Origin of the sequence: Peribacillus sp. NJ4 (assembly GCF_030348345.1) — a bacterium.
Taxonomy (GTDB): domain Bacteria; phylum Bacillota; class Bacilli; order Bacillales; family DSM-1321; genus Peribacillus.
This window is the reverse complement of sequence record NZ_JAUCFQ010000002.1, coordinates 37,250-63,744: the sequence shown is the minus strand read 5'-3', so window position 1 is coordinate 63,744 and position 26,495 is coordinate 37,250. Positions and strand designations below refer to the sequence as shown.

Annotated in this window: 26 protein-coding genes and 4 pseudogenes; 15 read left to right on the top strand and 15 right to left on the bottom strand. The window is 36.0% G+C overall.

Going from position 1 to position 26,495, the window contains the following annotated elements:
• Window positions 1-168: 168 nt before the first annotated feature.
• Both QUF94_RS25380 and hxlA read right to left on the bottom strand, forming a co-directional pair.
• Window positions 169-363 (bottom strand): annotated as a pseudogene (locus QUF94_RS25380) (6-phospho-3-hexuloisomerase); the annotation flags it as partial.
• Window positions 364-371: 8 nt separating this feature from the next.
• A complete protein-coding gene (gene hxlA / locus QUF94_RS25375; RefSeq protein WP_289318542.1) occupies window positions 372-1,004 on the bottom strand; it encodes a 3-hexulose-6-phosphate synthase in 633 nt (210 codons plus the stop codon).
• Window positions 1,005-1,212: 208 nt separating this feature from the next.
• Here hxlA and hxlR point away from each other — a divergent pair, with 208 nt between their 5' ends.
• A complete protein-coding gene (gene hxlR, locus QUF94_RS25370) occupies window positions 1,213-1,578 on the top strand; it encodes a transcriptional activator HxlR (protein ID WP_252433468.1) in 366 nt (121 codons plus the stop codon).
• An 879-nt stretch (window positions 1,579-2,457) separates the two neighbouring features.
• Here the strand turns inward: hxlR and QUF94_RS25365 are convergent.
• Window positions 2,458-3,199 (bottom strand): annotated as a pseudogene (locus tag QUF94_RS25365) (aminotransferase-like domain-containing protein); the annotation flags it as partial.
• Between the two features lie 689 nt (window positions 3,200-3,888).
• Between QUF94_RS25365 and QUF94_RS25360 the strand changes: the two are divergent.
• From QUF94_RS25360 to QUF94_RS25335, 6 genes are all read left to right on the top strand, one after another.
• Window positions 3,889-4,212 (top strand): ArsR/SmtB family transcription factor, encoded by a 324-nt coding sequence (locus tag QUF94_RS25360; RefSeq protein WP_289318621.1) that lies wholly within the window; start codon window positions 3,889-3,891, stop codon window positions 4,210-4,212.
• Between the two features lie 20 nt (window positions 4,213-4,232).
• Window positions 4,233-5,198, top strand: coding sequence for a TIGR03571 family LLM class oxidoreductase (locus QUF94_RS25355; protein WP_289318541.1), 966 nt, complete (start codon window positions 4,233-4,235; stop codon window positions 5,196-5,198).
• 31 nt (window positions 5,199-5,229) lie between these two features.
• Window positions 5,230-6,237: an LLM class flavin-dependent oxidoreductase gene (locus QUF94_RS25350; protein ID WP_289318540.1), complete on the top strand. Its 1,008-nt coding sequence runs from the start codon at window positions 5,230-5,232 to the stop codon at window positions 6,235-6,237.
• 156 nt (window positions 6,238-6,393) lie between these two features.
• Window positions 6,394-7,419, top strand: coding sequence for an LLM class flavin-dependent oxidoreductase (locus tag QUF94_RS25345; RefSeq protein ID WP_040375767.1), 1,026 nt, complete (start codon window positions 6,394-6,396; stop codon window positions 7,417-7,419).
• Window positions 7,420-7,437: 18 nt separating this feature from the next.
• The gene (locus QUF94_RS25340) at window positions 7,438-7,875 is read left to right on the top strand and encodes a beta/alpha barrel domain-containing protein (RefSeq protein ID WP_289318539.1); all 438 of its coding nucleotides are present in this window, start codon (window positions 7,438-7,440) and stop codon (window positions 7,873-7,875) included.
• A gap of 292 nt (window positions 7,876-8,167) precedes the next feature.
• On the top strand, window positions 8,168-8,296 hold the full coding sequence (locus QUF94_RS25335; RefSeq protein ID WP_289318538.1) for a hypothetical protein: 129 nt from the start codon (window positions 8,168-8,170) through the stop codon (window positions 8,294-8,296).
• A 44-nt stretch (window positions 8,297-8,340) separates the two neighbouring features.
• On the opposite strand, the gene QUF94_RS25330 is transcribed toward QUF94_RS25335, so the two are convergent.
• From QUF94_RS25330 to QUF94_RS25320, 4 genes are all read right to left on the bottom strand, one after another.
• Window positions 8,341-8,574, bottom strand: coding sequence for a DDE-type integrase/transposase/recombinase (locus QUF94_RS25330; RefSeq protein ID WP_289318537.1), 234 nt, complete (start codon window positions 8,572-8,574; stop codon window positions 8,341-8,343).
• A complete protein-coding gene (locus QUF94_RS28935; protein WP_353957721.1) occupies window positions 8,510-8,791 on the bottom strand; it encodes an IS3 family transposase in 282 nt (93 codons plus the stop codon). The genes QUF94_RS25330 and QUF94_RS28935 overlap by 65 nt, the downstream gene beginning before the upstream one ends.
• Window positions 8,792-8,860: 69 nt before the next feature.
• Window positions 8,861-9,226, bottom strand: a complete 366-nt coding sequence (locus QUF94_RS25325) for a helix-turn-helix domain-containing protein (protein WP_289318536.1) — start codon at window positions 9,224-9,226, stop codon at window positions 8,861-8,863.
• A gap of 377 nt (window positions 9,227-9,603) precedes the next feature.
• Window positions 9,604-11,619 (bottom strand): sigma-54-dependent Fis family transcriptional regulator, encoded by a 2,016-nt coding sequence (locus QUF94_RS25320; RefSeq protein ID WP_289318535.1) that lies wholly within the window; start codon window positions 11,617-11,619, stop codon window positions 9,604-9,606.
• 524 nt (window positions 11,620-12,143) lie between these two features.
• Here QUF94_RS25320 and QUF94_RS25315 point away from each other — a divergent pair.
• From QUF94_RS25315 to QUF94_RS25305, 3 genes are all read left to right on the top strand, one after another.
• Complete coding sequence (locus tag QUF94_RS25315) at window positions 12,144-13,169, top strand: amidohydrolase family protein (RefSeq protein ID WP_289318534.1); 1,026 nt, start codon at window positions 12,144-12,146, stop codon at window positions 13,167-13,169.
• A 74-nt stretch (window positions 13,170-13,243) separates the two neighbouring features.
• Window positions 13,244-13,957 carry an iron-sulfur cluster assembly protein gene (locus tag QUF94_RS25310; protein WP_289318533.1) on the top strand — a complete coding sequence of 238 codons (714 nt, stop codon included), beginning with the start codon at window positions 13,244-13,246 and terminating at the stop codon, window positions 13,955-13,957.
• Window positions 13,958-14,011: 54 nt separating this feature from the next.
• The gene (locus QUF94_RS25305; RefSeq protein WP_056519773.1) at window positions 14,012-14,584 is read left to right on the top strand and encodes a DJ-1/PfpI family protein; all 573 of its coding nucleotides are present in this window, start codon (window positions 14,012-14,014) and stop codon (window positions 14,582-14,584) included.
• Window positions 14,585-14,987: 403 nt separating this feature from the next.
• Here the strand turns inward: QUF94_RS25305 and QUF94_RS25300 are convergent, their stop codons facing one another.
• Window positions 14,988-16,148, bottom strand: a complete 1,161-nt coding sequence (locus QUF94_RS25300; protein ID WP_289318532.1) for a tyrosine-type recombinase/integrase — start codon at window positions 16,146-16,148, stop codon at window positions 14,988-14,990.
• A 345-nt stretch (window positions 16,149-16,493) separates the two neighbouring features.
• On the opposite strand from QUF94_RS25300, the gene QUF94_RS25295 reads away from it, so the two are divergent.
• Window positions 16,494-17,744 (top strand): helix-turn-helix domain-containing protein, encoded by a 1,251-nt coding sequence (locus QUF94_RS25295; protein ID WP_289318531.1) that lies wholly within the window; start codon window positions 16,494-16,496, stop codon window positions 17,742-17,744.
• Between the two features lie 354 nt (window positions 17,745-18,098).
• Here the strand turns inward: QUF94_RS25295 and QUF94_RS25290 are convergent.
• From QUF94_RS25290 to QUF94_RS25275, 4 genes and pseudogenes are all read right to left on the bottom strand, one after another.
• A pseudogene (locus QUF94_RS25290) lies at window positions 18,099-18,423 on the bottom strand (recombinase family protein); the annotation flags it as partial.
• Between the two features lie 113 nt (window positions 18,424-18,536).
• Complete coding sequence (locus QUF94_RS25285) at window positions 18,537-18,944, bottom strand: ASCH domain-containing protein (RefSeq protein ID WP_289318530.1); 408 nt, start codon at window positions 18,942-18,944, stop codon at window positions 18,537-18,539.
• A complete protein-coding gene (locus QUF94_RS25280) occupies window positions 18,922-19,959 on the bottom strand; it encodes an N-acetyltransferase (RefSeq protein ID WP_289318529.1) in 1,038 nt (345 codons plus the stop codon). Before QUF94_RS25280 ends, QUF94_RS25285 begins: the two co-directional genes overlap by 23 nt.
• Before the next feature lie 48 nt (window positions 19,960-20,007).
• Window positions 20,008-20,544 carry an ATP-binding protein gene (locus QUF94_RS25275; RefSeq protein WP_289318528.1) on the bottom strand — a complete coding sequence of 179 codons (537 nt, stop codon included), beginning with the start codon at window positions 20,542-20,544 and terminating at the stop codon, window positions 20,008-20,010.
• A 642-nt stretch (window positions 20,545-21,186) separates the two neighbouring features.
• Between QUF94_RS25275 and QUF94_RS25270 the strand changes: the two genes are divergently transcribed.
• Both QUF94_RS25270 and QUF94_RS25265 read left to right on the top strand, forming a co-directional pair.
• Window positions 21,187-21,651 (top strand): hypothetical protein, encoded by a 465-nt coding sequence (locus QUF94_RS25270; protein ID WP_289318527.1) that lies wholly within the window; start codon window positions 21,187-21,189, stop codon window positions 21,649-21,651.
• Window positions 21,652-22,091: 440 nt separating this feature from the next.
• A complete protein-coding gene (locus QUF94_RS25265; protein WP_289318526.1) occupies window positions 22,092-22,307 on the top strand; it encodes a hypothetical protein in 216 nt (71 codons plus the stop codon).
• 369 nt (window positions 22,308-22,676) lie between these two features.
• Here QUF94_RS25265 and QUF94_RS25260 read toward each other — a convergent pair whose 3' ends face one another.
• Complete coding sequence (locus QUF94_RS25260) at window positions 22,677-22,955, bottom strand: tyrosine-type recombinase/integrase (protein WP_289318525.1); 279 nt, start codon at window positions 22,953-22,955, stop codon at window positions 22,677-22,679.
• 187 nt (window positions 22,956-23,142) lie between these two features.
• Here QUF94_RS25260 and QUF94_RS25255 point away from each other — a divergent pair, with 187 nt between their 5' ends.
• Both QUF94_RS25255 and QUF94_RS25250 read left to right on the top strand, forming a co-directional pair.
• Complete coding sequence (locus QUF94_RS25255) at window positions 23,143-24,171, top strand: Kiwa anti-phage protein KwaB-like domain-containing protein (protein ID WP_289318524.1); 1,029 nt, start codon at window positions 23,143-23,145, stop codon at window positions 24,169-24,171.
• A 41-nt stretch (window positions 24,172-24,212) separates the two neighbouring features.
• Window positions 24,213-24,848, top strand: coding sequence for a hypothetical protein (locus QUF94_RS25250; protein ID WP_289318523.1), 636 nt, complete (start codon window positions 24,213-24,215; stop codon window positions 24,846-24,848).
• Between the two features lie 629 nt (window positions 24,849-25,477).
• Here the strand turns inward: QUF94_RS25250 and QUF94_RS28930 are convergent.
• Window positions 25,478-25,555, bottom strand: a pseudogene (locus QUF94_RS28930) (helix-turn-helix domain-containing protein); the annotation flags it as partial.
• Window positions 25,556-25,644: 89 nt separating this feature from the next.
• A complete protein-coding gene (locus QUF94_RS25240) occupies window positions 25,645-26,379 on the bottom strand; it encodes a site-specific integrase (protein WP_289318522.1) in 735 nt (244 codons plus the stop codon).
• Window positions 26,380-26,495: the final 116 nt, after the last annotated feature.

The window sequence follows — 26,495 nt, the reverse complement described above, 5'->3', positions numbered from 1 at the left end:
AAAAGCCCAATTTCTCAATTTAATGCTGAGAAATTGGGCATTTTAATATTAGTATTTCCTTAACGTTGTAAATTTGCGTTTTGCTGGTGGTCCCCTTTATAAAAAATAAAAAGGAGCTAGTGTTATGCAGTTACCTGAAGACTTTAAAAATTTTTTAGGCATAAACTTAGCTACTATCCCCATGTGCATCATTCGCATGGCAAAGGATTTACCCATAAGCACGGATCTTCCTGCACCCGCTACAAAAACTTTCTTTGATTCAAGAATCCCATTAACCAGTTTTTCAGCTACTTCGTTAGCTATTAAGTCTACTGAACGATTTTGCTCTTTTATGATTTCAGCTAAATATTGAGAAGTCTGCATGATGGATATTAGCCTTGTTTTACTAATTTTTGTATTTGGGCAGCTGTCCCTTTAATATCAGCTTGTCCAGTGATACCTCCACCAACAATGACAAGGTCAGGTTGTGCTTTAATGACTTCCGGAAGTGTATCTAATTTTATGCCGCCTGCTACAGCAGTTTTTGCATTTTTTACAACACGTTTAATGGTTTGAAGGTCCTCAAAAGAATTTTTTCCAACAGCTTGAAGATCGTAGCCAGTGTGCACACAGATGTAGTCGACGCCAAATGCATCCACTTCTTTAGCACGAGTTTCAAGATCTTTCACAGCGATCATATCAACAAGGATTTTTTTGCCTTGATTTCTAGCTTCTTCAACAGCCCCTTTGATGGACATATCTTCAGCTGCACCAAGAATCGTGATGATATCAGCGCCGGCTTCAGATGCTTTCATCACTTCATAACCGGCTGCATCCATAATTTTTAGGTCGGCTAATACTTTCAAAGAAGGGAAAGCTTCTTTCATTTCTTTAACAGCCCTAAGCCCTTCATTAATAACCACTGGTGTACCGATTTCTACGATATCAACATATTCCTCCACTTGTTTAACCAATTCAATACCTTCTTGAATGTTTACTAAATCCAGTGCCAATTGTAATTCCATTTATCCTTCACTCCTAATAGTATGTTTTAGTTTGTTGCACAGTAAGTATGTCCCTCTGGCACTCAATCATTGCACAGCAAGAAATTCATATCTACTGTACAATGTATCGTATACTAAGTATAATATTTTTGTAAGTACGCACTTTAATTTTACATAGTGTTAAAAAGTATACTATGTGATTTAGGATTTATATTTGGAGGTGATTTGAATGACAAGGCTACAGAATAAAACATTCAATTGTGAGAAGGAATTGACCCTTTCTGTTATTGGGGGGAAATGGAAGATGCTTGTTTTATGGCACCTAGGCAAGCAGGGGACCAAGCGTTTTGGTGAACTGAAGGCTCTTATGCCGGGCATCACTCAAAGAATGCTCGTTAACCAGCTTCGAGAGCTGGAAGAAGATCTTATTGTTCATCGCGAAGTCTATCCAATTGTACCTCCCAAAGTGGAATACTCTCTGACAGAACAAGGAGAAAGCCTGATGCCGATTCTTGATTCGATGTATAATTGGGGTAAAAATTATATGGAGAATGTCGATGGGGGCCAAGTAAAAAGAAAAGAGGATATCAAGTAGAAAAACTATCCCTTCTTTCTTATTCAAAGATGTTTTCTCCTTTTTCTTTACCTTGATATGGTCACGTATCAAATTAAGGTAGAGAAAAGCACAACATTTAATAATCAGTTATTAAAAGCCAAGGTTAGCGATTTTTGTATAGTCGCTGACCTTGGCTTTTTCACATGCACCCGGCATTGGTGCAATTCTCTAGCCATGGTGGTGTACGGTTAGCTTAATGAAGGAGTGTCTACTCAGAGGGGAAAACCTTTTCGTTTTTGGGGATATTATACAAAGACCCGGTAATTAGTATACTTTATTACACTATGTATTTTATTGATACTATTTAATTATAAAGTGCGTACTTACACAAAAAATATACGTAATATACTAATTTAGCACAAAGAATTGTAAGTTAAGGGAAGGCTATAACAAGCATGAAAAACAAACTCATGAGAACATCAAAAGTCTGTCAATGGTGATAGATCTTTAAATAAATCAGTATCTCCATAATTAACTTCTATAATGAAATGAAAATAGATGAATCTTAATAAAAGGGCTTGGAGCAAAAGGTACTGTTACATGAAGTGATTAATTTTCATGTACTTAATTTTGTATGCTGTTGCGTTAACAAAACTTATAAAGAAAGGAGGTACCCATGGAAATGTTCAAAACAAATCAACGAAGGGTTTGTGAAAGATGTTTAACAATCACTACAGATTAATGAAAAATGTCCAAAATGTGGCCATGCTCAATTAAGGGCTGTCATCTTTACCCTACAAGCTGGGAGAATTAAACTAGTCTTACATTCAAAAGTAGGATAATGCATATAGGGGTTCCGGTAGCAAAACGCGGAAAACATACCCTAAGCAAAATTCGACATCAAAAAAGCCGATTTTCCTACTCTAAGGAAGTTCGGCTGTTACTTTTGGATTTACCGTTATATATTGCTTGATATAATCTGGTTACGCCTTCTTTTATTTCTTCATTTTTTGATGCCCAAACCCTAAAATAATTCGATTAGGATGTTTCCCTTTTTCTATAGTATGATTTTCTACTGGATAAATTTTAACTCCAAACTTTTCGATTTCTTCTAGTAACTCTTTTAAAAAATGGGAATCTTTCCATTCAACAATTAGGTGTAAACCTGTTATATAACCGAAAATATTAACCTTATTCGAAAACGTTGTTTTTAAACAGTGAATAAGGAAGTTTCTTCGTTTTTTATAAATCTTCTTCATCTTTGTAATATGTCGCTCCAAATAACCTTCATCAATAAAACGGGTAAGTGTAAGCTGGTCCAAGGAGGGGGTATATAGATCCGAAAACCATTTTAGCCTGCGACATTTTTCAATAAGGTGTGAAGGAAGAATTAAATACCCCATTTTGAGGGCTGGTGATAGGATTTTACTAAACGAACCAATATATATAACACACGTTCTGGCTCTAATCCCTGTAATGAACTAACAGGTGGACCTTCATAAACCCACTGTCACAATCATCCTCAACAAGATAGCAATTTTTTTCGTGAGTAGTTAATCAATTGAATCCGTCGTTGAATCGGTAACGTTCCTCCTAACGGGAACTGATGGGAAGGGGTAAACTTCGGATTTTTATTTAATGGCAGCTGAGATGTCTTTAGGAAAATATAACCTTTTTACTTTTCTTGTTCGTTATAAATCCGTACTTACCTGACGGTACCCCAACATGAAAAGCTTTTGCCCTAGACTCCTGCTAAACCCGAAATTACTCATATCACTAATGAACGATAATTTTGTACAGAAAGTCAATACTTTTTTCCTGCCCTGTTCCAGCACATAATTTATGTGGAACCTCATCACTTTCCTCTATAAATTCCTGTGCACTTCTACACTTGTTAATCTATTTTACAATATCATCCTGAGAGGGTTTACTCTTTGACTCAATAAAGACTGCTTCAAAACGTTGTTTACAAGGATCCCAAACGAAGCAACAGAATCCATCTACATTGTATCGTCATCTATAACATCATTTTCATCAGAAGTTTCTTCACCTATCCTTTTAAAGTCTTGATTTTCAAAGCTATATACCAACCCAAACCATTTAAAAGATGGGCAAAATAATCCTCATCTCTTTGCCACCTGTTCTCTAAGCTAATTTGTGTAGTTCCTTTAAAGCCGTTTCCTAGCCCTGTCTAAAGCATAAAATTTGATTTTGGGTATAAAAGAAAATAATATAGAGATATCGCAAATTATCAATTTCCTTTTGTTCGATTAGTTTATACGCATTCCAAGCAAAATAGATTTTAATAAGATCAGAAAGGGGCGGGCACCGTTGAATCGGGAATCAAATATGATAAATGACGAACAGGCAGTTGAAATTTTCAAGGCTTTGTCAAATCAAATAAGAGTAAATATTCTGCAAATGTTGAAAGAACCTGATAATAACTTTTCCCCGCAGGCCCATGTCATCAAAGAAAAAAGCTTTGATGGCGGGGTTTGTGTTAGTGATATTCGCAGCAAAGTAGGACTATCACAGTCCACTACCTCCCAGTATTTATCTATCCTATTGCAAAGCGGTCTGGTGGAAATGAAACGAATCGGACAATGGACTTATTATCGACGCAATGAGGAAACCATTAAACAGTTTGAAAAGTATATAGGCTTAAAAATATAACCTTTTAAGGAGGACCAAGAGTGAGTTTTCAAAATCATCGTGCCTATAACAGCATGTACCAGAAAGACAAAATGACACTCGGATTTATCCTCCCGACTGCCAGGATGTCTAAAAATCCGATTATGGAGAATCAGCTGGAGCTTGCCCGTAAAATTGAGGAATATGGCTTTGCTTCATTATGGCTCCGTGATATTACGATGCAGAATTTGAATATTGATGATAACGGCCAAAAGTTCGATTTATGGATTTATTTGACGTATCTTGCTGCCTATACGAAGCACATTGCGTTAGTGACAGGAAGTGTAGTTCTCCCTTTGCGCCACCCCGTCAGGGTAGCCAAGGAAGCTGCATCAATCGATCAATTGTTTCCAGGTCGATTGATTATGGGAGTGGCATCAGGGGACAGGGAAAAAGACTTTACAGCTTTAGGGATATCTAAGCAAGAAAGCGGTCCGTTATTTAAAGAAAATTTCGAAATTCTCGACCGGCTGTTAAAAGAGGATCAGCCGACAATCCACAGCAACGCCGGGCTGATCGATGGTACAGATATGAGGTTAATCCCAAAGCCTGTATCTCCAATTCCGACCATGGTGACTGGATTTAGCAATCAGTCTATCAATTGGATAGCCAGGAATGGGGATGGGTGGCTTCAATACCCAAGAAGCTTTATTCAACAGGCGCAGCTTATCCAGGATTATCGTGCTTTAACTGAAGTTCATGCTCCAGGAGATTTTAAACCCTTCTCTCAAAGCTTGTTCATCAATTTATTGGAAAATCCCGATGAAATGCCTGTACCCATACCCTTAGGCTATTCCGTGGGAAGAAACCGTTTAGTTGATCTACTTCATCAATTTCAAGCGATTGGTGTCAACCATTTGGCGTTTGTTCTGTATTTTTCCAAGCGCCCTCCAGAGGAAGTAATCCAGGAACTTGGAGAATTTGTTTTACCTTACTTTCCAACCCATAAAGGTACAGGCCAGCTTTAATAAATTTAATTGTATAAAAGGAGGAAGAATTATGACAAAGAAAATAGAACTTTCAGTGCTAGATCCCTCCCCAATTGTCGAGGGAGGATCAGCCGAACTTTCCCTTCAAAACACGCTTGATCTAGCAAAGAAAACAGAGCAGTGGGGATATAAACGGTTTTGGCTTGCTGAACATCATAATTGGGCAGGAATGGCGAGTTCAGCATCCCCGATCGTAATTGGACGAGTAGCCTCTGTCACGGAAAAAATGCGTATTGGATCAGGCGCAATGCTACTTTCCCATTATTCTCCTCTTTCCGTGGCTGAGCAATTTGGAACATTAGAAACCTTCTTCCCTGGCCGAATCGACCTTGGATTGGGGCGGGCACCTGGCACCGACCAATATACAGCAAATGTATTGCGGCAGCGGGTTGCTGGTGAACCTGAATTTGATGCCCGGCTTGAGGAGCTTATCGCATATCTTTATGGTACAGGAACAGCCACTAAGAATGGTTCATTTAGCATTCACGCCATTCCCGGCGAAAAAAAAAATGTGCCAATTTGGCTGTTAGGTTCAGGGTTTTATAGTGCACAATTGTCTGGAATACTTGGGTTACCATTCTCTTTCGCGGGACATTTTGCTCCAGGTAACATGATGGAGGCCATAAAACTGTACCGGGATTATTTTCGTCCGTCTCAATTTTTGGAGGAGCCTTATGTACTGTTAGCCGTACAAGTGGTGGCTGCTGATGAGAAACAGGAGGCACAAAGGCTTGCCACTTCGATGTATCAAAAATTTCTTTTGTTAACCCGTGGACAGCCTTCGCCCATTTTGCCACCAGTTGATAATATGGACAAGCTTTGGAACGATAATGAACGCAGGGCGGTTGAAGAACAGCTTTTCACTTCCATCATCGGGGACCCTGCAGGTGTGAAGCAGCAGCTCCATGAGTTAATAGAAAAGACTGACGCTGATGAAATTATGGCTCATACAGAGATTTTTGATCATAAGGCACGGCTGCGCTCTTATGAAATTTTGGCTCAGGCTGCAGTAAATTAAACATTGTCTAGTCTAATAAAGGATGTATTTTCTGCAGATATTAAATCAGTTAAATTAATGTGATTTAGATTGAAGCAGTAAAAGAAGACAAAGAATACAACCTGTAAATTCTTTTATAGGTTTGAAACGAAATTTTTAAAGAAAGAAGATGAGCATATGCCTGAAAATGATACAAAACAAATTACGGATATTCCATTCTCGGTCCTGGATCTCTCTCCAATTGCAGATGGAAGGACGCCGGCTGATTCTTTTCGCAATACTTTGGAGCTGGCCCGGCTCGCTGAAAAGCTGGGGTATAACCGATATTGGCTCGCTGAGCATCATAATATGCCATTTATCGCCAGCTCTGCAACATCGGTAGTCATTTCCCATGTTGCAGCAGGTACATCAAAAATCCGGGTAGGTTCAGGCGGCATTATGCTGCCGAATCATGCACCCCTTGTTATTGCTGAGCAATTTGGTACTCTGGAATCATTATATCCAGGACGTATTGATCTTGGCTTGGGCCGTGCACCAGGCACTGATCAGCTTACCGCACGTGCATTAAGACGTGACTTGAGAAGTTCAGGGGAAGATTTCCCTGAGCAGCTGGCTGAGCTCCGGAATTACTTTGACCCTTCCCTGGCACAAGGATATAGTCATGTTAAAGCAATTCCGGGTGAGGGATTAAACATACCTATTTGGCTGTTAGGTTCGAGCGGATACAGTGCCCAGCTGGCAGGAGAGCTTGGACTGCCGTTTGCATTTGCGAGCCATTTCTCGCCGCATAACACACTGCCGGCTATCCAGCTGTACCGCCGTTCCTTTAAGCCTTCTAAAGTACTGGACAAGCCGCATGCAATGGTAGGGCTAAACATCATTGCGGCCGATACAGATCAAGAAGCTGAGCGGCTCGCTACAACATTGCAGCAGCAGTTCTTGAATTTGATGCGCGGGAAGGAAGTCCCATTGCAGCCGCCAGTGGATAATATTAATGATATAGCGAGCGACTATGAAATAGCTGCCCTTGAGAATCAATTAGGAACTTCGATTGTCGGCAGTCCTCAAATCGTAAAAGAAAAGCTGGAAAAGGTTCTGGATGAAAGTCAAGCCGATGAAATTATGGCAATCGCCCAGGTTTACGATCATAAGGCCCGCCTCCATTCCTATGAAATATTGGCAGAAATTACTCAGCTAAAATAGGTCAAAACTGGCATCACCATGGAAGAAACGTTGCAATTAGTGGACAAGTTAGCGGACCAGGACCTGGATTATCTCCATATTTCTGTCGGCGGCTTTTGGAACGGATCAATCTGTGATGATAACAATCAGACATCCCGAGTTGTTATGATCCATGAGCGTGTCGGCGATCGTGTTCCTGTGATTGGTGTTGGGATGCTGCGGACACCCGATGAAGTGATGAAAGCATTTGAAATAGGTGTACCTTTAATCGCTTTAGGGAGGGAATTGATAATGGAACCTCAGTGGGTACAAAAATACAAGCCGGTGAAGAAGACAAAATCCGTACAACATTATCTAAAAAAGATCAAAAAGAACTGGCTATTTCTGATAAAATGTGGGAGTACTATACTGGCATCCCTGGCTGGCTTCCTATTGTATAAGGAGTTCACTTATCTCATTCCATCTCTGCTTCCTTGAATTGTTCAACAAAAAATGGGAATCGTGATGATAATTGTCCTTGCTCAGCAAGTATAAGAATATACCTTATACTAACTAAACAAGACGGAACATTTTAGAGGGAAACCCATCTTAGTGGTTTCCCTCCTTTATTGAGTATTAGAGCAAAAAATCAGCCATAGTCCATTTGTTTATGACTAGAAATTATTGTTAATATATAATCAACAATAGACGCCCATAGAAAGGATTGGATCTAAAGTGAACCTGGGATTAAAAGATAAAAAAGCACTCGTGACAGGCGGCAGTAAAGGTATTGGAAAAGCAATTGCTGTCGCGTTTGCCAAGGAAAGCACCAACCAATGTTGTAATTTGTGGCCGTGGTGAAGAAGCATTAAAAGAAGCAGCAGCAGAAATTGAAAAGCTGGGAGGCAATAGGTTTTAATATGGAGAATGGGTGAATCTTTCGATTCCAAGCGATCAAAGGCTTTATCCAGCATTTTGGAAACGAGGATAAACATGCCGAGATTCGATATTATAGGCGATGATTTCTCCATTAAACAGGTCAAGAATAGTCGATAAGTATAGTTTTTCCCCAGCTAGATGGAATTCCGTGACGTCTGTCACCCATTTTTCATTGGACTTTGCCGCCTTGAAATCACGTGCTAGAATGTTGGGCGCAATCTTGGCGAGTTTCCCTTTGTACGAACGGTATTTCTTCATGCGAAACCAATGACTTCAATCCTAGTTCATTCATTAATCGGAGAACTATTTTATGATTGATGTGAGCACCTCGGTTACGTAATTCTAGGGTAATACGCCGATACCCATAACGCCCTTTATGCGTATGGAAAATCTCTTTGATAAGGGATTTAATTTCTGTGTATTTATCCTCACGCTCGAAGGCGTTTACCCAATAATAGTACGTACTCCGTGCCATTTTAGAAATGGATAGAAGCAGACTTAAATCAAATTGTTTCCTTAGTTCATGGACTACTTTCGCGCTTTTTCAGGCTTCCTTTTCTTGAACTAAGGCATTCAACTTTTTTAGATAGGCATTCTCCGCACATAAGTATTCTAATTCAGCAATAAGTGCTTCTTGAGAACCATTAGCTGGTGATTTTTTCTTAGTATCTTTTTTCATGGATAGACGCCCCTTTTTCTTTGGTTTAAGGGCGTCTATACCTCCTTCCTTAAACTGATTTGCCCAGTTCAAAAGTATAGAATCGGAAGGTAGGTTATAGTGTACAGCGGTCTCGTTGATTGATGTACCATATTCGTTCATATATTTTAGTACCTCTAGTTTAAAGGGCAGAGTGTAATTTGTATAGGATGAAACAAGTCCTTCCATCCCATTTTTTAGATAGCGACCCATCTTTTCAAAGGGGATAAAACCTACATTTCTTTCTTGAGCAATGGATTTATACGTTTTTCCCCTTCTAAGTACTCTAAAACTGCATTTGATTTTTAATCTATCGTATATTTAATCAAAAAAACTGCACCTCCAATTGTTCGATGTTGTCTAACAATTGGGGTGCAGTTCAGTATCATGGTGCTCTTTGAAGTGGAAATTCTACAGTTCATCATTTACTTCAGAAAATATATATAATTTTTTCCCTTTAAGAAATAGTGTTAACTATACTGATAATTTTTAATTATCAGATCATTTGTGAAATAAGGAATAAAAACGGCAGAACTTATAATTTTCCCAATAAACACACTGAAATCAAGAAAGGATATCCAGGCTTTTCATTATCCATTGTTATTAGATAAACCTTCATTTTTAGTATTCCGCCCGAGCTTTCTATAAATTGTGCTTCTATGAATGCCTAGTTTTTTAGCAGCCGCTGTAACATTGCCATTTGCCTCATTAAGTACCATAAGAATCATATGCAATTCTTGCTGCTTTAAAGAGGTTGGATAATTCACTGATTCTTCGTGGGATGAGGATGGATTAGTAAGTATTAATGGCTGTTCTTTATTATTCAATTTTTGATGTGAATGATCTGTCGCTGAATAATTTATTATCCTTTTAGATAGTCCGATTTCTTTTGGGAAATCACTGTTTGTGATTACATTGCCATTTGCCTTTATGGCCACTTTGTAGGCAAAATTCCTTAATTCACGTACATTCCCAGGCCATTCATACTGCTCTAAGACAAACAAGTCTTGGTCGCCTATTTTAAGTGGTGGTCTCCTAATTTCTTCACAGGTTTTTGTCAAAAAATGATTTAATAGTAAGGGGACATCCCCTGTTCTTTCGCGCAGTGGGGGGACTTGCAAGGAAAGGATATTAAGCCTGTAGTAAAGGTCTTTACGAAAAGTGCCTTCCTCGCAGGCTTTTTTTAAATTACAATTTGTTGCCGCAATTACCCGTACATTTAATTTTATCGGTTCTCTTCCACCCATTCGCACAATTTCTCCTTCTTCAAGCACGCGCAAAAACATGGTCTGTATATCTAGTGGCATCTCGCCAACTTCATCTAAAAAAATTGTTCCTCCTTCAGCCTGTTGGAATTTTCCGGCACGGCCACCTTTTATACTTCCTGTAAAAGTGCCTTCCTCATAACCGAATAATTCGCTTGCTGCAAGTTCTTTTGGAATTGCCCCGCAATTAACAGCTACAAAAGCAGCTTCAGATCGATGGCTATAAGCGTGTATGGATTGGGCGAATAACTCTTTGCCAGTACCGCTCTCTCCCTCAATTAAAACGGGTAAATCCAGATTGGCCATTGTATGCGCCTCATCGATAACAGATTGGAATTCTGGAGATTTCCCAATCATATTTATGAAGGAGTACTTTGTACTAAATCTCGTTTTATTCAAAGGTTTGACTTTTGAAATCGCATGTATCATAAAACCAATAGGGAATCCTTGATTATAGAAAGGGACTGACTCAAAAATCCAGCCGTCTTTCATGCCTTCTGTGCCACTGCAATCTGATAACGAAATTATTAATCGGTTATTGTAATCAATCCAACCTTTGTCATACCATTGGGTGGAGGCTTTGATGACTTGATGTCCACGATCGAGCACAGCCACTATTTTACTGGGGGTTTTACGAGTTGTTTCAATATAATGTTCAAGTAGCAAAAAGTGCTCAAATTTGAGCTGGCTTTTGAGCTTTTCTTCGATTGTTTGAGTGATAGAAACAACAGCGGATAGAGAGAGGGGATGTACCACGTCCCAAATACCCGTTAAGTTGACCGCTCCAAGAACCTTTTGTGTTGCAGGATCTTTAATCGGCGAGGCTGAGCATACCCAATTGTGAACAGGTTGGCAAAAATGTTCTCCCGCGAAGACTTGCATGGGGACTCCTGTAGCCAAAGAAGTGCCCATAGCATTTGTCCCTACATAGCTCTCTGACCATGAAGTCCCTGCTGTAAAATTCATATTTTCGGCTTTCCTTTTGAGAGAGGCATCTCCATCTAGATATAATAATTCTCCTTTATGATTACAAATCACAATTAAGTGACCTGAATCTATTGCTGATTCTTTAAGTTTTGGTAGAAGGGATTCTGAAATAGAAAAGAACGTGTGGGTTGTTTGATATTCTTGTATTTCATCTTGTGACAGAACCAGTGGGGCTCTCCCTTTGGTGGGGTGTACTCCATGACGAATAGAGCGCTCCCAAGATTGATAAGTTAAGGATCTCACTTCAGATACTAAATTTTGGCCTGATATAAAATTCTCCCAGGCTCTTTCGATTCTATCTTTTTCAGTCTTCGGTGAAGAGGAAATATCCAACGAAATATATGGGTTCTTCATACCGGTACCTTCCTTTTAATGTAAGTACGTGCCATGTTTCTGAAATCACCCTGACCTTTCAGTAAACGCTTACAATATTTTTAAGTGATTGATAATAAAAAGTTCTCTATCACGTTGGAAATATAGTTACACATATTATATACCAATTATCTGAATTATCAATATTGTTAATCTCCTCTATGCTGTCCCACTCTCAAATATAATCTACTATTCTATATTTAATCAAACTTATAAGTTAGGTGTGTCGCACTTTGCTTAATTACGATCGTCACTTTTAGATACAGTGTCGCTTTATGCACCATATATCATTAGAATTAAAAATACAGAACTTTCAATATTTTTATTTAAATCTATAGTTATCATTCCAAATTTCCAATTATATAGAGCCTGATAAATATCGGAATAGAGGCACTCTTGCTTGTATTAAAGAAACATTTAATAATTTTTGATAGTAAAGAAGGAAGTTTTGGCACAGTATTTGCAATGAAGTAAAGAGAAAGGCGAAACTTGAAGGGGTGATAATGTTGTATAAAACGAAAAGCGGGGAAGAAATTTTTGTTATTGATTCTCATGTGGCAATTTGGGATGGAAGCAAGGAAAACCAGCTAAACATACATGGTGAACAGTTTATTAGTTGTTTCTATGATTATCATAAGAACTTGAGTCCTGAAGAATATTTTTGGCCAAGGGAAAAATTCGAGAAATATGGCTCGGAAACGTTGGTACAGGATGTCATTGTAAAAGGATATGCTGATATGGCTATTTTTCAACCGGTATATCTTAAGGAGTTTTACAAAAACGGGTTTGGAGATTTTGATGTGAATGATGCCCTTTCAAAAAAATATCCAAATCGTTTTATATGTAATGGGACGCTTGATCCTCGACATGGTGAGCGCGGGTTAGAAAATCTAGAAGCGATGAAATTGAAATACGGTTGGCAAGGTATAAAACTTTATACTGCTGATTGGTATGGCGATTCTAAAGGGTATAAGCTGTCTGATCCGTGGTCTCAGCATTATCTGCAAAAATGCCTTGATCTGGGAATAAAAAATATTCATATCCATAAAGGTCCAACGGTCACACCGCTTAATCGCGACGCTTTTGATGTAGCTGACGTTGATGATGCTGCAAGTACTTTTCCAGAACTGAATTTTATCGTAGAGCATGTTGGGTTGCCTAGACTGGAAGATTTTTGTTGGATTGCAACACAAGAGAAAAATGTATACGGGGGATTAGCTGTAGCCATATCACTTATCCATCAACGTCCTCGTTATTTTGCAGAAATCATAAGTGAGTTATTGTACTGGCTGGATGAGGATCGCATCCTTTTCGGGAGTGATTATGGAATATGGGAACCAAAATGGCTTATCGAAAAATTCGTAGATTTTGAGCTTCCTGAAGATATCCAACAGGAAACAGGCGTAACTTTTGATTTGAATGTAAAAAAGAAAATTTTAGGTGGTAATGCAGCCAGACTCTATAATATTGATATCGAGGCTCAAAAAGCGAAGTTGCAAAAGTGCGAATTAGCTTCACATATAATGGTTTAATCTCAATCAATAGATTGTTGAGTCGTGTTAAAGTTTTGTATCAATCATTGAAAAAGAGAGGTGCATCGAACTTTATGAACAAAGAAAAACAGGTTTATAGCATGCTTGATAAAGTTTATGATCCAGAATTGGATCAGCCTTTAACTGAATTAGGATTTATCGATCACACGGTAATAAAAGAAAACGATGTCGAAGTAGTTTTTCGATTACCAACTTACTGGTGTTCACCTAACTTCGCATATATCATGGCCGAAGATATACTGAAGTATGTGGCTGAATTAGACTGGGTAAATGAAGTTAAAGTAACTTTATTAGATCACTGTGCTTCGGATGAAATCAACCAAGGAGCAACTTCGGGTAAATCCTTTAGCGAATCCTTTAGTGGTTTATCTGATGGAGATCTTGATGAATTACGTAAGACTTTCCAGATAAAAGCTTTCTATGCCAGGCAAGAGAAACTTATAAGATATTTACTTCAAAATGGCATGTCAAAGAAAGAAATCATCAATTTATCTATCCAAGAGCTATATGAACTGCCTTTATCTGTAGAAGGGAAGTTACTTAGAGAAAAATACCTGGAAAAGAAAAAAACGTCGAATTACTTAAATCTATTAGCCATAACCACTCCTGAAGATAAAGAGATAACTGAAGAAGGGTTTGATGATTATCTGCGAGGTGCCAAAGGATCACGAATGAATATGGAGTTTAATGCTCATTATTGTCGCGGTTTATTAGAGGCTCGATATAATTTGCCTTCCGCTGATGAAAGTACATTGGCGAAAATATAATTTTAAGGATGCTTATGAATTTTAAAAAAATTTCAGAAAAGGAATGTGATGAAAATGAGTAAAAACGTTCTTATTATAACTGGTGACGCTGTAGAGGCATTGGAAGTATTTTATCCATATTATAGATGTATCGAAGAAAATATTAATTGCACAATTGCCTCACCTGTGAAGAAAAGTCTCCAGACAGTTGTTCATGATTTTTTACCTGAAATGGAAACGTTTACAGAAAAATGGGGATATAAAATTGAATCTCATGCCTCGGTTGATGAGATTGAACCTACTGATTATGACGCACTTATTATTCCTGGGGGCCGTGCTCCTGAATATATTCGTATGAATAAAAAAGTACAAGATATAACCGCCCATTTTTTAAAAGAAAATAAACCACTTGGAGTTATCTGTCACGGACAACTGGTATTAACAACGATAAGAGAATATATAAAGGGCAGGGAGATGACAGCTTATACGGCATGTAGACCCGAAATAGAAGCTGCAGGAGCTACATACGTGGAAGAAATGCTTCATGTTGATGGCAATATCGTGTCAGGGCATGCTTGGCCAGATCTCCCAGGTTTTATGAAAGAATTCTTTAAATTACTAAATGTTAAAAAAGAAGCTTCTGTTTAAATAAGTCAAAAGGACTGAAACATTTCCTCCATTATTTTCAAGCTAATATGAGTAAGAATACTTATTGAGAAAAAAGGGTTGCCACTGGCAATCCTTTTTATCTTTTTGAATTTATCATTATCATTCATTTTATTAACTGGTTATTAGATGTTCAAGAAGTTTTTCATTGATAAAATTACCATGGCTCAAATTCCTTAGTGAGTATATATTAAAAAATGACATAATAGAAATCCTATTTTGTTTTGAACATACAGATATGAGGAGAAATATCTTTTTTTAATCTGGACAATTTTTCATATCTTCAATCTTTAAACCATTTTCGAAATGGATCTTTTAAGAGAGCGCCATTCAATTGAGCCCCAAATTTAGCAAAACCTTCTCTAATTATGACGACTTTCTTCTATTATATATACTCCCCGAACACATCTGATTTCCACAAATGAATCGCATGGCGTTCTTTTTCAAAAACCTTCTCCAAATAAATTTCTGTAGTGGAGAGCTGCTCGTGGCCCAGACTCTTCATAATCTGATAAACATCCACTCCATTTAAGTGAGAAATGATGGCAAAAGCATGCCTGAAAGTATGAGGACCAATGGAAGAGGAACGAAACTTCAAAAAAGGCAATCCACTCTCCTTAATGGCTTTTGTTATGTATTGAGACAAATATGAGGGAGAGTAGGCACGGCCGGTATTGGTCGTAAAGAGCGGGTCTTCTCCTTCTGCTGCATCTATATCGTCGAGCCCTCTAGCTGAACGGAACATGCGAATGCTATTCATTCCTTTTTCTTTCAGTGGGATTTGCCTTCTTTTATTTCCTTTACCTAGTACCTCTAAAAAATACGTGCTGGTAATGGAATCGTATTGAAGATTCTTGACTCGGAGTCTTGTAAACTCTTCATTGCGCATGCCTGTCATCGTGAGGATATGAATGATCGAAAAAACGATGGGGTGGTTGATTTCCCTGAAGTAATCAAGTAGATGAATGACTTCCTTTGGTCCCAAATCACGGTTCGGCCGATCATCTTTACGAATATTGATCTTAAAGAACCCTTCATGAATGGGTTCCGTGATATAGCCTGATTCGAACAGGAATTTCAAAAAACTCTTGATGATGGTTGTCTTTCTGGATAATGTGGAAACGGAATACGCTCCTTTTGTTACGACATAGGGGCTTTTTTCTGATAACCATTCCTGATATCTTCTAATGTGCCGGGTAGATAAAGATTTAAGGAGGGAACTGCCCACAACTTTTTCCAAGTCTACATTGATTTCCACCGAATAAGTGAGCATTTGTTCAATAAATTGAAGAAGTTCCCGCTCATAGGCTTGGACGGTGCGGGTTGCCTTTTCATGTTGCCGATTTAAATGTTCTCGTCGTTGAAGAAACCACTGAAGCATGTCTACATCGCTAAAATCGGAAAAAGGATGATGTCCATTCTTTTCTGTCGTATCTAATCGTTCTTGTAACGTGTGGATCGAAATGTCTGAAAGACTTTTTTTCCATGCGCTGCTCTGAATCTCTTTCGTTTTATTTATCAGTTCATGCATACCTGTATCCCTCACTTTTATAATCCACCTACCAATAATATAAAGTATATATTTATTATTTTTCTTTTTTATAGTTACTTATTTGATTATATCAAACAACAAGAGTTAATTAATTATGGAAAACCTAAATAAATCTTCCATTTATTTAGGTATACTATAATTAGTAAATAATTAGATTCTAGAATTATAATAATATTTTTAGATGCAATAATTAATTATATAATGGTTATATAAGAGGAGTTTAGAATTATACTTATTTAGTACAATACTATATATTATAATAGATATATGAATTAAATAGTTCACTATAAGATAAATAGACATATAACAATAAAAGATAAAAGGGTGAATAGACAAATCATGAATAAACTAAACCATGAAAAAAACATTCAGGATGTATCTTATGAAATGGGGGAAACGGTTTATGTTCTCCCAACATGTACGGAAGCAGAAGACCCCGAGAGTTTTTACTACTTTAAACAATTTGAAAAAAAAGAAGGCGTGATTTTGGAAGTGATCGAACACCCACGTCTCCAATATCGTGTAAAATTTGGCCAGGCGGAAGCCGTCTTGTATCATGAGGAATTGACGAATGGGAACCAACGGGATGTTCCCACAACAGGAACGGATCATCAAGAAGGATGGGAGGGGGATAAAGTGGAATGGTATACACAAAAAGAAGTCGCTGATTTACTCGGAGTATCCAAGGCAACGGTCTACCATTATGGAAAGCAGAAGAAAATCATGAAGATTCTGGACCCACATCGATTACATAAAGAGGCCCGTTATGAAAAAGCGGAAGTGGATCGATTAGTGGATGAAAAGCAATCTTTCCCTACAGGTATGAGCCCCAATGAGGTTGCAAAGAAATTGGGGTTATCTGTACAAAGTGTTTATAAGTATATACAAGGTGGTTCCATAAAAGCTAAAGCCGTCCCTTATGGGGATGAAAGAATCACGTATGTAATTTCGGAAACAGCCTATCAGGAAGCAGAGAAATCACTCAAACCAACTGAAACACAGCGACCAAAAAAATATGAATATTATGATTCGAAAAATGACATTGCTTTGTATCAAAGATTTCATTCATCTAAAATACCAGAGGCACGTGTGGTTCGTAATGAAGAAAATGTATTTGGTTTCTACCTACCCAATATCCAAAAGTGGTTGACGTATGAAGAAGGAATGAAAACTTATTCTTTAAAACCATCATACTCGATCCACCAACCTCCTTTGGATTATAAAGGCTATGTTGAGCTTCAGGTACAAAAAAACGAAGTTGTATTTTATCCCTTCATTGACTATTTATATAAAACCTGGGGTTTGGAAAACATAAGAATGAGAGAACAAGGCAGTTCGATTTTACTCTTCATTCGGGCAGGGGAAAAGTCGTTTAAATCTGAGGTGTTTGGAATTGCTGATATCTTACCGTATTTAACCAATGGAGAAATGCATCATGAAGATGATACTTTGATATTACGTAGTCCAAATAGAAAAACAAGTTTTGAATTACCTATCGAATTGTTAGAAGCAATTTCAGATTTAGCTGAAAAAGAAGGAATTAGTATCAGTAAATGGGTTGAGCAAAAATTATCGTCGATAATAGAATAACTTATAAAATTTTTTATAGGATTTGGGGACGTTCTAAAATCTTAGCTGGTAATGAAAAGAGAAATTTGTAATAATTAAATTATTGAAAAAAATTTATTAATCAGGTGATATAGTTTATAGCTATAATAGACAATATGATCCTGTACCTGATGTTGGTTATTATTTCTGACAATGTTTATGAGTTAGTGTAACCGATATTCTTTGGATAATGATAGGCCTACATGTTAAAAGGACCATCTCAGATGGTCCTTTTAAACTTTAATAATCAAGGTTCATGATTTAGACTAACATTATTTTTACAAATAGATTTGGCTATTAGTTTCATCGTTTCCATCCCGAGTGGTTATTTATCTTGTCGTTGACCTCAGTAGCCGATTTGAATTTACAATCGTAGTTGTCAAACATTTGGAGCATTTTGTAAAGGTCCAAGACGGAACGGGTGAGGCGGTCTAAACGATAGACCAGGACACAATCAATATCACCATTTTAATATCTTGCAGCATTTGTTGTAGTTGAGGTAGTTTTCCTTTGCAGATATACCTTCATCGACATAGAATGCTACGATATCCCAATCTTGTGCGATACAATATGCTTTTAGTCGTTGTTTTTGTGCGGATATAGAATAACCTTCGGTGGCTTGCTCCTCGGTTGAAACCCTTATATATATTGCCACTTTCATAATAACCTCTCCGAAAGGAAATGTATGTTCGTTGTTGGGAGGAAAAAAAATCTCTTAATTAAAAGAGATAAAAATGAAAAGTTTGAGTTAACCGAAATTATTATTCTTTAATATTAGAAAAATGATACCTGATTTAAAGAATCTGATTCATTTCTAAGATATTTATAGGATTGAGGAGCACTAAAATTATTATTAGTAACTTTTGGATCAATCGGATTTTCATATTCAATAAATTCTTTTATTTTTATTGCAAATCCATTACTTCGTCCTGAGAAGTAATCATGGAAGGAAGCTTTTGAGATACCCGAATAATCACATGTTTTATTCCACAGCTCTGTAGGTGAGTCATTTAAAATTTTTTCGATTTTAAATTCACCTACAATTTTCCCTACAGGCATAGTTGAATAGATAACAACAGATTCTACACTTTCTTTAAATATACGCTTTCTATATTCAAACTTTTTATTTCCGTTAATTATTTCTTGAACATACTCTGGTTTAATCGATAATAATACCTTCACTTACTCCACCTTCTTCTGAAATACGAGTAAACTGTTCATCTGTTAATTTCATAAAACCCCAATATCCTGACCTTTCTAATCCTATCTCTTCGATGAGTTTTTTACGGATCAGTCTCTTACTTAGGGCTGCATTATAAGTCATTTTAACCGCATAGCATCCACCACGATCATACCAATATTTTAAATCATTTTGTTCAAAAATACTATAGGCCGTTGCATAGTTAAAGAAATCATTAAAGTTAGTAAATTCATCTTGTCCTCTCACTTCTTCAACTACACAAACTGATGTTACCACCGAGGTATATTCAGCCTTCATACCTTCCGTCGCTGTTCGGTAGATAATAAAAATATCCCCAGGAAATGCCCGATTAACCTTCATTCTTGTTACATAAGTTTTATGGATGCTATTAGTTATAGCTACATCTTTTAGGATGTCTACGCTTTCGTTTTTAAGGATTGAATCAGGGAACATTATAGAGTGATATTTTGGGTAAATTCCTAACAAATATTTTTGTCTATCTTTTGTACTAATCAAGGGATAGTCTTGTAATATATCATTCTTTAGCTTTTTCATGTTCTTAACTAGCACTAATTCATCACCATTTTTTTTCCCTTGAATACTGAAGCCGTATTTTAAAAATAATTTAACAAGCGCAGTATGTTTTTCGAATATCGTTACATAACAGACTTCAACTTCACCTGTAATAGCATAATCAAGGGCCTTTTTAATGAAACGCTCTCCTAAACGTGTACCATGAGGATTTATTTTTAAAGTTCCAATTTTTAATGTCTTTCCACAGTTAATAACTGGTTGAACATCTTTAATAGGACCGGTTTCATATTTTATATAAAGAAAACCTTGTATTAAATTATTTTCTTTTTTTATAAATGCCTCTTCATCTTCTTTCTTTTTAAACCACGTTTCGAAACCAGAATAATCTGCTTTTAGTGTATCAAAAAAAGGATCATCTAAATTTATATGTTTAAATTTATTTTTCACTAAATATTCGTTCAAATTTAATCACTCCTGAAAATTATTATGGTGTTTTTGTATGGTTAACTCTCAATATTCCTTTTTTAGAATGGATTTCAAATTTCTATTTAAAATTTCTAAAGAGTTTCCCATTTTATATACATGTAAAGGAATATCGAGTTTTTCAGATATCACTGTTGCATATTCCAACTCTTCTTTTTGAAACCTCTTTAAAAAATCAAAATCATATTCCCGATTATCACGTTCGATAAGTCTAAGCGCGATAGACTCAACTGAATCTGTTAGTAAAATAATGACGTTTGGATTTAATTTGTGAAATGTTTCTTCTGGAATTTTTATTATTTTTTCTTCTTTATTAAGTAGACAAAAGTGTCCATCCAATAGGAAATGCTCCTCAGTGAGCTCCAGAATTTCTAATGCATCCAATAAAAAATCTTGATTTTTATTTACACTTTTAATCATTTTATTAGAACTATACTGTTCTTTTTTTTGTTTTGATATAAGCTCACTGGATGAAAAATGAAGTATTTCAAATTCTCTTGAGAAGCTGTTGCAGAAATATGATTTCCCAACACCATGAATACCACCAACAAATATCATGCCCATCGCCATTTCACTCCTTAACAATTGCATTTTGTGTAATACCATTCTATTAATATTTGAAAAATTAGAATAAAGTAATCTTACCACCAAAATGTTCCAAAAGGTACCGAAATTTCCAGGATGGTAACAGTTAATAAACACACAGCGCTACTGGTACCTAAGGTTTAACTCATAAAAATGAAATACTCAAGTAACAGTTATTGTGCTAATCTTCACATTGCAAATACAAGAAATCCCATATTAATCTTGAATCGATAGATAAATAAAATATGTGAGAACTACTGGGTATTCTTCTACCTGGCAGCGGAATGGAGAGAATCTTTCTAAAACGGTTTGCTATTCGGATGAGGAAGAAAAGTTGGCATTAGAACGTTTTCATACAGCTGATGATTTTTATAGCAACTATGACCAGGCTATTGTGAATTACAGAGAGAACATTTTTGAGTATGATCATATAAATCAGCATAGAAAGAGAGCTTGAAGGTGATACAACAAAAGTACGGCAATAAGAAACCTAAGAAACGTAACAATTATGCATGTAGCATCCTTTCGAGGGAGCTTTTTATATTTTTTAACTGAGGAAATAAAACATGATGGTCCTAATTATTGATATAATTCAAGTATATTAATTAGGAGGGAAAAGTAATGATATGGATTAATATTGGGATTAGTGTAGGGACGATTCTTGTCTCTGCTTTAACACTTTATTTTACAATATCTAATTCCAAAAAAACCCGAAGAATTACAGTGTTATTATCCGAAAAACAAAAAAGACACGAAGAAGTATTTAAACATATTACTAGTATTTTAGATTTAGGAAGAAAAAGTTATGATGTCGAGGAAATTGAAGATAGACCTAAGATGAAATATGAATTTTTAAATCATAAAGTGCTTATTTGGGTATATCTCAACAAGGAAAATAAGTATGCTAAAGAAATGCGAGGATACTGCAATGATTATGTATTTGCATGTGTATCTATCTTAGAAAAAGATACTAAAGAAGAAAGACAAAATTACCTACTTTCGGCTAATAAATACGCTCAACATATTTGGTTACTAATAGATAAGTATATCGAGGAAGAAGATAAATTAAGAAGTAAATTAATTTAAGTCACTTAAAATTAGTGGCTTTTTATTTTGGAGAAAGAAGGAGGAGATGGTCTAGTATTTTCAGATCGAATTTCTATTTTCTTAACAAAGATTTTAAATCAAGTGAGATAAATGAAATTAATGGTAAGGATTTGATTTTATATATAGCAAATGTAATTAACGCTTTTGGATGGAGCACAATTGATGGTCTCTATTTAGTCTTACAAGCAGCTTCGGGAAATCATGAGCTATTTGAATAATTAATGGAATTTCTTCAGAAGTAAACGATTATTGGAAATTGCAGGCTATTCCAAGTGAATCTCCGTTTTATATACTGGGTATGTTTTCTATAATAGAAACGTTATTAGTTTATGGAGATGAAAAGGTTGGTCGCCAGCTAAGAACAAAGCTAAGTAAAATAAATGATCATTTGGAACGTCCGATGAATTTCTCGGAATTTTTTGGGAAGGAAAAATTCAAAACGATTATTTTTAAGTTATACAAATATCGTAGTGATATTGCTCATGGGTGATTTTTCGGATTTTAATGAAGAGTTAAGGGTTTTAGTTAAGCCCGATACCGCTTCAATCGTGATTCGTAAGATTTTAAAGGAGACATTAAAACTAGCCCTTAAGGAACCGCAATACATTAAAGATTTAAAGAATGAGTATGAGTAACAAGTGCGTGAAAAGATACTTGAAATAAGAAGAAGTAAAGAGCTTGGAGATGAAGTGAACCCAAAAAAAGGCATGATCCGGGTTCATGCCCTCTCACAGTTCATCTTAAAGTAGAAACCCCTGCTATGACTGGTTTTTGAGCATTTCCTAAACTTTTGACAGTATGCAGCAGTAATGCAGTACCCGCACAATAATAGAGTAGGGGCTTTAAGGCTCTTTTATTATTAAACATTTTTCTAGTTTACATAACCTATATTATAGGCCACCATTTATTTAGCCTTACCAAGTGACAGAAGCAGAATGGTATCTTATGTTTTCATTTCTTCACACACACAAAAAAAGAAGACTAGAAAATCTTCTATTTTTCATTTAATCCTTTTCACGATAATTAGTTCTTCTCTCTCCCAGTTGTTTCGCATCCCTTTTAGCCTTCTCCTGCTCTGGGTTAGTATATAGGGCGGCAGTTGTAGTTGAAGTATGACCAAGTTGAGTCATCAGCAAATGGATGTCTCCTGACTGCTCCATTAAGTTCGTCCCATAGGTATGCCTAAGTTTGTGTGGGGACATCGATTTATTGGAATTAAATGCCTTCGTGTATTTCTTTACTAGCGCCTTGATAATATGAGTAGTGTGGTATAGTGCATCCATTCAATGGATGCCTGCAGAATGGATACATTAGCTCTGATACGACTTGGTTTTCTGCACGTGATTAATATCATTGAAAGATGGGCAAAATGTAACACAAATGTATTTTATTTTGTGTCTAGGTAGAGTGAATATTTTAGCAGGAATATAGTCCCTTATTGTCGAAAACTATGATAAAAGGGGGATAATAATGAATATTAATGATAGGTCTAATTTGATATATAGGATTAGTAATCTGAAGGAAGAGCAATTAAAGGAAATAGATTTAACTTTTTATTTGGTTAGAAAACAAAAAGAGGCTGATGATTTATATCAATCCATTGAAGATACTCTTGCTGAAGATGTGAACCATTGGTTGAAAGCTCACATCATTAAAGCTTTAAATGATATGAAACAAAATGATTTAGGTAAAGAAGATACTTTTCATGTAGGTGATTATAATCATGAAATTGAAAGAAAAGATCAAATTGCAAGGTATAATATCGGATTGTCTAGTTCTTTATTAAGCAAAAAGAATAAACTCATCAAATCGTTTAACAACTTGGATGGGGAGTTTTCGGACAGACAAATTAATTTTCAACTAGTAAAATTAACCTATAATAAAGAAAATGCATATTTTTGTTTTTATAGAGGCGTTAAGAAAAATACATCAAAAAAGAAATTTGCTTTGCGTAATTCAAATCAGTTAAGGTTTATAGAAGAAACCATTATAGATATTGGCGGCAACATTGATTTTTTCTTTGTAGAAGATTTTATTTTTATCTCAAATGTAACTTCATTTGAAAATGCATTTGATTATAGGGATCATATTAATGAATTAAGAGATAATAATTTATCTCAGATTATTTCCATGCCATTTTTTGATGACGAAAGATCGAATAAAGAACTGTTTGAAAAGAAATGTAAAACATTTATTTTTTCAAGGAGTTTGGCACAGATTTCACCGAAAACGTTAAGCGCACTGCAAACTGAATTTGAGTCAAGATGTGATGAATTATCTGTAATTAAACGAAATGAACCTCGAGATGAAAAGGAAAAAATTATATATAGAGAAAAGTTTAGTACACTATGGGGATTGTTTGAATATATTGATGTTGCGTCATATAAAGTTGTATTTAATGATGATGCTCTACCAACTCCATTAATCCACTTTTTTTCAGATAAAATTGTAAAATCATTTTTAACTAAAGATTTTAAACTCGCTACAAGTTATGAGTAATTCTTTTTATTTACCTTTCTAGCAAGGAAGGAGACATAAATATGTGGGGGAAAAATGAACAAAAATTATTATGGGGTACAGCCTATTTACCCTTATTTTTATTAATGATTTATCGGTTTATAGAAAGTAATAATTTTTTTCCGAGTAAAGTTAAAAACCTAATCGAAAAAATAGGCAAAGAAAATTTTGATCTTATTAACATTATACTTATTCTTTTTCTATCCTTTATTTTATATAAGGGTGTTATAAACTGGCTTTTTTCAGGTAATGATGACAAGCTAAAACAAAAGAAAATAGGTAAAGACTTCTTTATAAGAAAATATGAGAAGTTAAGTGTGAATGACTATTCTTTTTTTCTAATGACACTACTTTTGCCGCTTATTTCCTTGGATTACAAATCAATAATTAATTTAATTGTATCCTTGTTAATAATTTTATTTATCATATCAGTGTATGTTAAAACTGATTCTATCAGTGTATGTCCACTTTTTTTCGTGTCTGGAAGGCAAGTGTTCAAAGCTGTAATGTCTGAATACACCAAAGAAGAAGAAAACCGTGATCCTTCACTCAGGAAAGAGGTAATTATTATAACTCTTGAAAAGAACCTAGATCTCAATGGGAATTTCCGAGCTCAAAGGCTTGTCAATAACGTTTTTTATGTCGCTGTTAAAGAATAATGTAATTAATGAGAGCACCCAATTGGTGCTTTTTTTATTGCAACAAAAAAAGCAGCTAATGGCCAAGGGAATGGAGCCATGCAAAGGGGAATGCTTGATAAAATCGATAAAGCAGTATTAATTAAAAAAATTCAGCAAGTTCACCAAGAGAATATTAAGCAAACAGAAAAAACATCATAATCACTTGGAGATGGATCATTTAGAAAATGAAACCTTACAAAAAGTATTAATTTTTACAACTATATTGGCTCCAATTATTGCGGCCATGGTTCAAGACTGGCCTCCCACCCCTTGGATAAACATGACGAAGGAATGAGAAGATATATTTTATGACCCGTTGAGACATGGGAGGGAAATCTTTAGGTTTTCGAAAAATACTATTAGAGTATTGTCGGGGTTTGATACTCCGAAATCACGTACTCTCCACCACTGGTCATTTAGTTTCGCATTTGGGTGAAAAATACCCATTGGTGTATATGTTGATACAGTTCATCAACACCCTTAAGAGCAACTACTTTAATTTCATGAAAGGAGGTCTTGAAGCTGAAAAGCTAGCCTAGCATTAAGTTAAAACGTTCTTGAGGATTGTCGATATCAATTCGTAAAATGTCTTTAATTTCTGCTAATCTTTAAAGCAAAGTACTTTGATGGATGTATAAGGAGTCGGCAGTTTCTTTAATATTGCCGTTATGCCATAAAAACATTCGAAGGGTTTTTTCTAAATCTCTCTCTTTCTACATCATATTGGATTATTGAGTCTAAAGTAATCTCTGTATACAAGGCTGCAACTTCCAAATCAGCGATTTGATAAAGGACTGTGTAAGAACCAAGATCTGAAAAGGTTTAACTCCCTATTGGCAAGTACATTGAGCGTTTTAGAAGCCAGTCGGTAGCTTAACTGGTATTTATAGATACTATTTAAGGTGTTCATTGCCTTATAAAAAATAAAATAAATGAGTTTTCTGGACTTTTCAGGTAGCTCCTTTTCATAGTCATGCTTCACGAATTCAAGAAACCGCGCATCCTCATTATTGTGGAAAATCTTTGTCGAAATTCTGGAAGCACGCGCCCCCAAAGTCTCCTTCACTTTATTCACTTCAATTTTCAACATGACATTCCGATAGAAGTAAGGTTCGCCGTCATCATTTTCTGTCTGAGTCGTTAAATACTTGAAAAAGGAACGTAATGCTGAAATTTTCCGATTGACTGATACCTTTTCGGCTTTTTTTGTTTCCTTTTTATTTATAGGGATATTTCTCCGTTCCAAAAATTTAATAAAGGATTGGGCTTCGATCAACTTCAACTTTTCCAGCACTGAAAGGGGGATATCCTTAATATGCTCCTGCTCCGCAATGCCTTCGGCTATCAGCCACTCCAAGAATAATTTATAATCAAGAATGTAATTCAAGAGGGTGGAAGAAGACCGAATATCCAATTTATTGTCAACATATTCAACGATGTAGAAAGGAATAGACTTAACCAGCTGTTCCAATTTCTGCTCATGGACTTGATGTTGTCTGGTATTGGCCATTGGTTGACTCCTTTTTAAAGTTGATTTATGCGTAAAATTCAGTTTTTACGAAAAGTTGTTTACATAATTTTATTCATCGGCCGACGTAGCAGCCAAAGTATTGCAGGGAAGTGGTC

Coding starts and splice junctions, on each gene's coding strand:
- QUF94_RS25260 (WP_289318525.1), bottom strand. CDS start 22,955: ATGGATGCACTATACCACACTACTCATATTATCAAGGCGCTAGTAAAG.
- QUF94_RS25325 (WP_289318536.1), bottom strand. CDS start 9,226: ATGGGTCGCTATCTAAAAAATGGGATGGAAGGACTTGTTTCATCCTAT.
- QUF94_RS25255 (WP_289318524.1), top strand. CDS start 23,143: ATGAATATTAATGATAGGTCTAATTTGATATATAGGATTAGTAATCTG.
- QUF94_RS25250 (WP_289318523.1), top strand. CDS start 24,213: ATGTGGGGGAAAAATGAACAAAAATTATTATGGGGTACAGCCTATTTA.
- QUF94_RS25350 (WP_289318540.1), top strand. CDS start 5,230: ATGACAAAGAAAATAGAACTTTCAGTGCTAGATCCCTCCCCAATTGTC.
- QUF94_RS25345 (WP_040375767.1), top strand. CDS start 6,394: ATGCCTGAAAATGATACAAAACAAATTACGGATATTCCATTCTCGGTC.
- QUF94_RS28935 (WP_353957721.1), bottom strand. CDS start 8,791: ATGGCACGGAGTACGTACTATTATTGGGTAAACGCCTTCGAGCGTGAG.
- QUF94_RS25305 (WP_056519773.1), top strand. CDS start 14,012: ATGAGTAAAAACGTTCTTATTATAACTGGTGACGCTGTAGAGGCATTG.
- QUF94_RS25330 (WP_289318537.1), bottom strand. CDS start 8,574: ATGAAGAAATACCGTTCGTACAAAGGGAAACTCGCCAAGATTGCGCCC.
- QUF94_RS25275 (WP_289318528.1), bottom strand. CDS start 20,544: ATGGGCATGATATTTGTTGGTGGTATTCATGGTGTTGGGAAATCATAT.
- QUF94_RS25320 (WP_289318535.1), bottom strand. CDS start 11,619: ATGAAGAACCCATATATTTCGTTGGATATTTCCTCTTCACCGAAGACT.
- QUF94_RS25295 (WP_289318531.1), top strand. CDS start 16,494: ATGAATAAACTAAACCATGAAAAAAACATTCAGGATGTATCTTATGAA.
- QUF94_RS25340 (WP_289318539.1), top strand. CDS start 7,438: ATGGAAGAAACGTTGCAATTAGTGGACAAGTTAGCGGACCAGGACCTG.
- QUF94_RS25360 (WP_289318621.1), top strand. CDS start 3,889: ATGATAAATGACGAACAGGCAGTTGAAATTTTCAAGGCTTTGTCAAAT.
- hxlA (WP_289318542.1), bottom strand. CDS start 1,004: ATGGAATTACAATTGGCACTGGATTTAGTAAACATTCAAGAAGGTATT.
- hxlR (WP_252433468.1), top strand. CDS start 1,213: ATGACAAGGCTACAGAATAAAACATTCAATTGTGAGAAGGAATTGACC.
- QUF94_RS25270 (WP_289318527.1), top strand. CDS start 21,187: ATGATATGGATTAATATTGGGATTAGTGTAGGGACGATTCTTGTCTCT.
- QUF94_RS25310 (WP_289318533.1), top strand. CDS start 13,244: ATGAACAAAGAAAAACAGGTTTATAGCATGCTTGATAAAGTTTATGAT.
- QUF94_RS25240 (WP_289318522.1), bottom strand. CDS start 26,379: ATGGCCAATACCAGACAACATCAAGTCCATGAGCAGAAATTGGAACAG.